Source organism: Clostridium sp., assembly GCF_021443865.1.
Lineage (GTDB): Bacteria > Bacillota > Clostridia > Clostridiales > Clostridiaceae > Clostridium.
In genome coordinates, this window is sequence record NZ_JABUTB010000109.1 from 1 (window position 1) to 6,004 (window position 6,004).

Here is a 6,004-nt window from a genome sequence, read left to right on the forward strand (position 1 = left end):
AAGAAACTAAGTTAGAAGGATATTTTAATAAATATCTAAATTAATATGCGGAGGTTAGATAAATGGAAAAGTTATTAATTTTTAAAAATGATATCTTTGGAGAAATAAAAATACTTGTTATTAATGGTATAGAATATTTTCAAGGAAAGCCTTGTGCTTTAATTTTAGGATATTCAGATCCAGTTAAGGCAATAAAGAATAATACAGATAACTACTTTAAACATAAGGTTCAAACAAATGGAGGTATTAAAGAAGCTTTCTTTTTAACAGAAGTTGATTTGTACAAGCTTATCTTAAATTCTAAATTACCTTATGCTGATAAATTTGAGAAATGGATTTTTGAAGATATACTCCCATATATAAGAGCTAATAATAAAGTGAAGACTATAGAAGAGGATGTTAAGGATGAAAGCCTACTTATGCCTATTACCTTTATATCAAAGGATTATGGTATGTCAGGATTAAAGATGAATAAATTACTTAATGCATTAAAGGTTCAATATAGGTTAGGCAACAAATGGGTGTTATATCAAGATTATGCTAAAGAAGGATATACTCACTCTAAGACTATTAGCACTGCTAGTGGAAAAGCTGTAGTTGTAACCTACTGGACAGAAAAAGGACGAGAGTTCATTTATAAAACCTTAAAGGAAAAGCTAGATATAATCCCTTTAATAGAAATAAAATAATGTTTAACCTATAAAAAGAAGAGGCTGTAGTAAGATTATTTAAAAATCTACTATATCCTCTTTTTGTTACTTTACTCATAATATTTATAATCCTAGTGATATATTTTTAAACAGTCCTTTTTTTAATATCCTTAATTCTTTCGATATGTTTTTCTTTAAAGTCATTATCTTTGTTTATACAAGATTCAATTTTTTGATTTATATAGCTAATATCATTATTAGTTAATATATCTTTACTAGTATTAACCTCTTCCATATAGTTATCTATATCTCTTATTCCAATTACTGAACTTGGTTTTTCATCTTCTTCAAAATAAAGATCTGTATCATAACCAAAAACAACAATAGAATAATATTTACAATTCTTTAATTTTAAATACTCCTTTAATCTTTTTAAATGATATTCATTTTGAATATATGGATTATCCATTTCATATTCATCATATTTTGAATCTAAAATCCACTTCTTACTACTCTTTTCTCCATATACTTTACCCTTCCAATTCTTACTTTCAATAACAAAAATACCATACCTATTTACTAATAAAATATCTATTTCAGTATATTTATTGCTATCTATTGGTATAAATACATTTTGATATATATAGCCACCATGCTTATATTTACCTAGGGTAGATAAAATATCATCTTCTCCTTCTTTTCCTTTTTTATCTAAATAATCTTGTTTAGAGTCCTGTAGTTTCTTATTTTTTCTATTAGTAAAATAATTTAATACACATAAAAAAAGTAAAAATAAAATTAAAAATTTAATATCTGTCATTATTTTTCCCTCCTTTATATGTTAGTATTTCTAAAATTAATAAAATAATGTATTTAAATGCAAAAAAAGAAGCCCATAAAGGACTTCTATATATAATTAATTATTTGTATTTGGAATTGGTGTATAAACCCTTGTAGCTAATTCATCATCCATTAAATAAATTCCTGCTGGATTATCTTCTATCCTTCTAACTCTTTTTAGCAATGAATTAAAGTTATTTTCCTCTTCTACTTGCTCATCTATAAACCATTTCAATAAACTTATAGTAGAGTGTTCCCTTTCTTCGTATGCAATATCTGTTAGATTATATATCCTTTTAGTAACTAATTGTTCATGATTATATGCCTTTTCAAAAACATTAATTACTCCCTCAAAATCCCCATTAGGTTTATCTATTTGCTCTAATTTAACTGTTCCATTCTTTTGATAAACATAATCATAGAATTTCATTGCATGATCTAACTCTTCTTTTGCTTGCACTCTAAAGAAATTAGCAAAGCCATTTAAATCTATAGATTCACAATATCCAGCCATAGCAAGATAGAAATATGAAGAATAAAATTCAAAATTAATTTGCTCATTTAATTCTTCTTGTAATTTTTTACTTAACATAAAATATGTCCCCTCCTCTGTATAAAATTTATCTCTCTTATATTTTATACCTTTATTTATAGTTTTTACAATAATATGTTAATAAATTTAATTTAAGGAACTTATCTAATATACTTAAAAGCTATTTTATAGTTTCTATAATTTTATAATCACTTATAAACTCAATATTTCTTATTACTATTTTTTCAACTTCAGCTCTTACAATGTTTACTCTTTTATGTCTAGTCTTAAATTTTTTATACTGTTTATAAGCTTCAATTTCATTTATTCCGCAGTATCCTATATCTTCATCATATGTATTAATATCAGTTATAACTAAAAATTCTACCATTTTTGTCACCCCACAGTTGATTAATACCATTTAAATTATCTTTATATATTTATTATATCTTCAAACATATAGATTCTTCAACTAAATTTATACAATTTTACTACTATTTTATAATTTGATTAGCTATGATTTATTGATTCACTTTAAATAAAAATAATGAAATTATGAATAATAAATAAAAACATGATACTGCAATTAATTTAATTACAATATCATGTTTTTATTAATTTATATTAAAAATATTGCTACTATAGTTGTTACAACTAGCCCAATAACAACAGGTTTGAAATTTTTCTTAGTAAGTTCAAAAGGATCCACTCCGCATATTGCAGCAACTGGTATTACAGCCCAAGGTACTAATGTTCCACCACCTACCCATATCCCTGCTAATTGACCTAATGCTGTAAGAGTTGCTATTCCCCCACCTAAGGCAGTTGAGAAGATTTGTGCAACTGATCCAACTAAAGATATACCAGAAAAACCAGAACCATCTAAGCCTGTAATAGCACCTACTATAGTAAGGGTACTTGATGATATTGCTGAGTTTAAAGGTACTATATTAGCAAGAGCTAAACCTAAATCATTTACTATTCCATGAGAAGCTTTAGGAAGTATATTAGCATATATTTCATTGAAAGCTGAATCACCTAAATAAAAGAAAGCAGCTACTGGTATAACTATTCCAAATATTTTAAAGCCAAATTGTAAGCCCTTAACAAGATCATCAGTTACTTTTTCAAGAGCTTGCTTTTTATATGAAATTATAGATATTAAACATAATATAAATACTGCAGTACCTCCAATAAGAGCAGTTGCATCTCCACCTTGCAAATTTGCTATAAACATTACAACTATATCTAAAGCAAATAACACTAAAATTAATAAAGCTAATAATCTTCTTAATTTCTTTGAAGATATTAGCATTTTATTTTCTGTAGCTTCTTCTTTTTCTTCAATTTTATATTCAGTTGATAATACTCCTAACTTCATATCTTTTCTTAAAAAATAAAACCCAGCAATAGTAGTTACAAGTCCCATAGTAATTGTTAAAGGAATACTAGCTGTAATTACACTTGATACAGGTATTCCTGCTGCATCTGCAGTAAGCTTTGGTGCTGCTTGGATAATATAATCACTTGATAAAGCAATTCCATGTCCAAATAGATTCATAGCCATAGCTACACCTATAGCTGGAAGACCTGCTTTCTTAGCTAAAGGTAAAAATAAAGCACCTACAAGTGCAACTGCTGGTGATGGCCAGAAAAACCAAGACAAAATCATCATAGATATACCAATTACCCAGTAAGCAATCCAATAATTTTTAATTACTCCCTTAAAAGGAGAAACTAATTCATCATTTATACCAGAATCCATTAAAATACCACTCATGGCAGTTATAACAGAAATAATAAATATAGTTGGCATTAGCTCCTTTGTTGCATAAACAAAGCTATTAAAGATTCCCATGGCTGCCTTAGAAATAGACCCTGTTCCAATTAAACCTAAGATAAATATACCAGCTATACAAATAAGAGATATATCTTTTTTCTTTACCATAGCCACTATAATAATTATTATTAAACCAAGATAAATGTAATGTAGTGGTGTTAATGTTAAGTTAATCATGTATTTCTCCACTCTATAAATTACTCTAGTATAAATTATGATAATTATAATGGCTTAGTTACAGATTATTTGTCAATAAAAATAGTATTGTGGTGTATAATATCATCTAAAATGTAAAGAATTATAAAAGATAAAAATTTTGTGTAAGGATTGATAGATTTGTTTAAAGATTTTTATACTATTGATAAAGATAATTATAAGGCTGTAACTATTTTAAAGTATATATCTTTAGTTGTATCATTTATAAGTTTTTTATATTTTATATTTGAAGATACAAATTCCCAAAGTATTAATGAAAATAGTGAAGGGCACTTTTTTCTTTCACTTTTACTATTATTTTTAGCTATATATTTTACAGTAATATTAAGAAGATATAAAAAGAATATATAATTAAGAAGATAAAGCTGCGAAAATTCCATTTGTAATAACACTGGATCCGCTAGTAACAGCTTTTTCTATTGTCTCTCCATTAAAAGGTGTAACTGTTAATCTTAATGTTCCATTTATAAGAGAAATATTATTAAATCCAGGTAGTTCAGTAAATATAAAGCTTCCCTCTTCAATGTTATCAACAATCAAAGTATTACCAAATCTAGAAATGTCACCGTAGGAACCCATTATATTTATATTACCGTTAAGGTTATTTAAGGTAAAAGTATCACCAGGAAAAATATTAAAAACAGTATTACCAGTAAAAAAGGTAGCAGGGCCTATTAAAGTTACATTATCATTTCCGCCAACTATATCTGTTATAGAGAGACTACGAAATGAACTACTAATAATAGTAGCTTTTACAATATAGTTGCCTTTATTTGAACAAAAATCATCACAAACAAAGAATGAGATAATATCTGCTCCAGTATTTGCAACTGGAAATGATACTATCCAAGGTGGTTCAACTGGAATAGCTTTAGAGTTATCATTAAAAATCTTAAATATTTGAAAGCTTATATTTCCAATAAAATTAGTGTTAATTATATTACAAGCAAATTCTAATAATCTTATATTTATATTCTTTACATCTATAGAAGAAATAATATAAGATGTTCCTACTTCAGCACCATTAGGTATTAGTGCTGAACCTGTATATCCATGTTCTATATTAATATTATTATCAGTACAGCCGTGATTCAACTCATCTTTAAGTTCACCACATGATAATGAATTCATAAAAAGACCTCCAATTTAAATATTGGCTATAATAAAAATAACTATATTTTTATTAATTGATAATATATTATATTATGTTGGTTATACTAAGTTACTATATGTTAAGTGTATATTTTTTCTTTATTTTAATTGAATAAGGTATAAATAATTATATTAATTTCATATAGAATAATAAAAAAGTATACATATATAGAATTTCTATTTTTTTAACTTAAAATTATTATTAAATAACTTAGAAATTTTAAAAGACTTCTTAATTAAAAATCATAAAAAACTACTAATAAGGGATATCTTAAGTTACTAATATTTAATGTTATAAGCTTTTTACTATATTTCTATGTTTATAATACAGTTAAAATCATCATTCTTAACAAAAATTTAAACCTATTTTAAGAAAAAATAGAGAAATATGATTTAATAAATTTAGATGCTTAGATTCATTTATTCATATAAGGAATGAATTGAATTATTCTTTATAAATCTAGCAATAAAAATAGGTGGAAAATAAACTAGTATAACAATAAACTTATCTTTTAGTAAATTAGAGGAGTTTTTAACGATATAGTAATAACGATAGAAATAATTAATAGAATTAATTATAATTCATATATGTTAAATATAAATAGAGATTGCTATAGAATGAGGTATCCCCAAAATAGTTTAAAGAATTTAAAATACGAATCAATTAATTTACAGCTTAATAATATTTAAATAGTATTGATAATAATTATCTTATGAAATTAAACACTTAATTTGGTTATTTTATTTACTAAATTTATATATAAAAACTAACTT

At 25.1% G+C, this 6,004-nt stretch carries 7 protein-coding genes; 2 read left to right on the plus strand and 5 right to left on the minus strand.

The window, feature by feature from the left end:
• Positions 1-62 precede the first annotated feature (62 nt).
• On the plus strand, positions 63-689 hold the full coding sequence (locus HUJ77_RS13935; RefSeq protein ID WP_291709613.1) for a phage antirepressor KilAC domain-containing protein: 627 nt from the start codon (positions 63-65) through the stop codon (positions 687-689).
• 106 nt (positions 690-795) lie between these two features.
• Here HUJ77_RS13935 and HUJ77_RS13940 read toward each other — a convergent pair whose 3' ends face one another.
• From HUJ77_RS13940 to HUJ77_RS13955, 4 genes are all read right to left on the minus strand, one after another.
• Positions 796-1,470: a nuclease-related domain-containing protein gene (locus HUJ77_RS13940; protein ID WP_291709615.1), complete on the minus strand. Its 675-nt coding sequence runs from the start codon at positions 1,468-1,470 to the stop codon at positions 796-798.
• Between the two features lie 96 nt (positions 1,471-1,566).
• Complete coding sequence (locus HUJ77_RS13945; protein ID WP_291709617.1) at positions 1,567-2,082, minus strand: ferritin; 516 nt, start codon at positions 2,080-2,082, stop codon at positions 1,567-1,569.
• Positions 2,083-2,203: 121 nt separating this feature from the next.
• Entirely contained in the window at positions 2,204-2,413 is a 210-nt protein-coding gene (locus HUJ77_RS13950) for a hypothetical protein (protein ID WP_291709619.1), read from the minus strand.
• A gap of 228 nt (positions 2,414-2,641) precedes the next feature.
• A complete protein-coding gene (locus HUJ77_RS13955) occupies positions 2,642-4,039 on the minus strand; it encodes a hypothetical protein (protein ID WP_291709620.1) in 1,398 nt (465 codons plus the stop codon).
• Between the two features lie 159 nt (positions 4,040-4,198).
• On the opposite strand from HUJ77_RS13955, the gene HUJ77_RS13960 reads away from it, so the two are divergent.
• Positions 4,199-4,429 carry a hypothetical protein gene (locus tag HUJ77_RS13960; RefSeq protein WP_291709622.1) on the plus strand — a complete coding sequence of 77 codons (231 nt, stop codon included), beginning with the start codon at positions 4,199-4,201 and terminating at the stop codon, positions 4,427-4,429.
• On the opposite strand, the gene HUJ77_RS13965 is transcribed toward HUJ77_RS13960, so the two are convergent.
• Positions 4,430-5,209, minus strand: coding sequence for a DUF4489 domain-containing protein (locus tag HUJ77_RS13965; protein WP_291709624.1), 780 nt, complete (start codon positions 5,207-5,209; stop codon positions 4,430-4,432).
• Between the last annotated feature and the right edge of the window lie 795 nt (positions 5,210-6,004).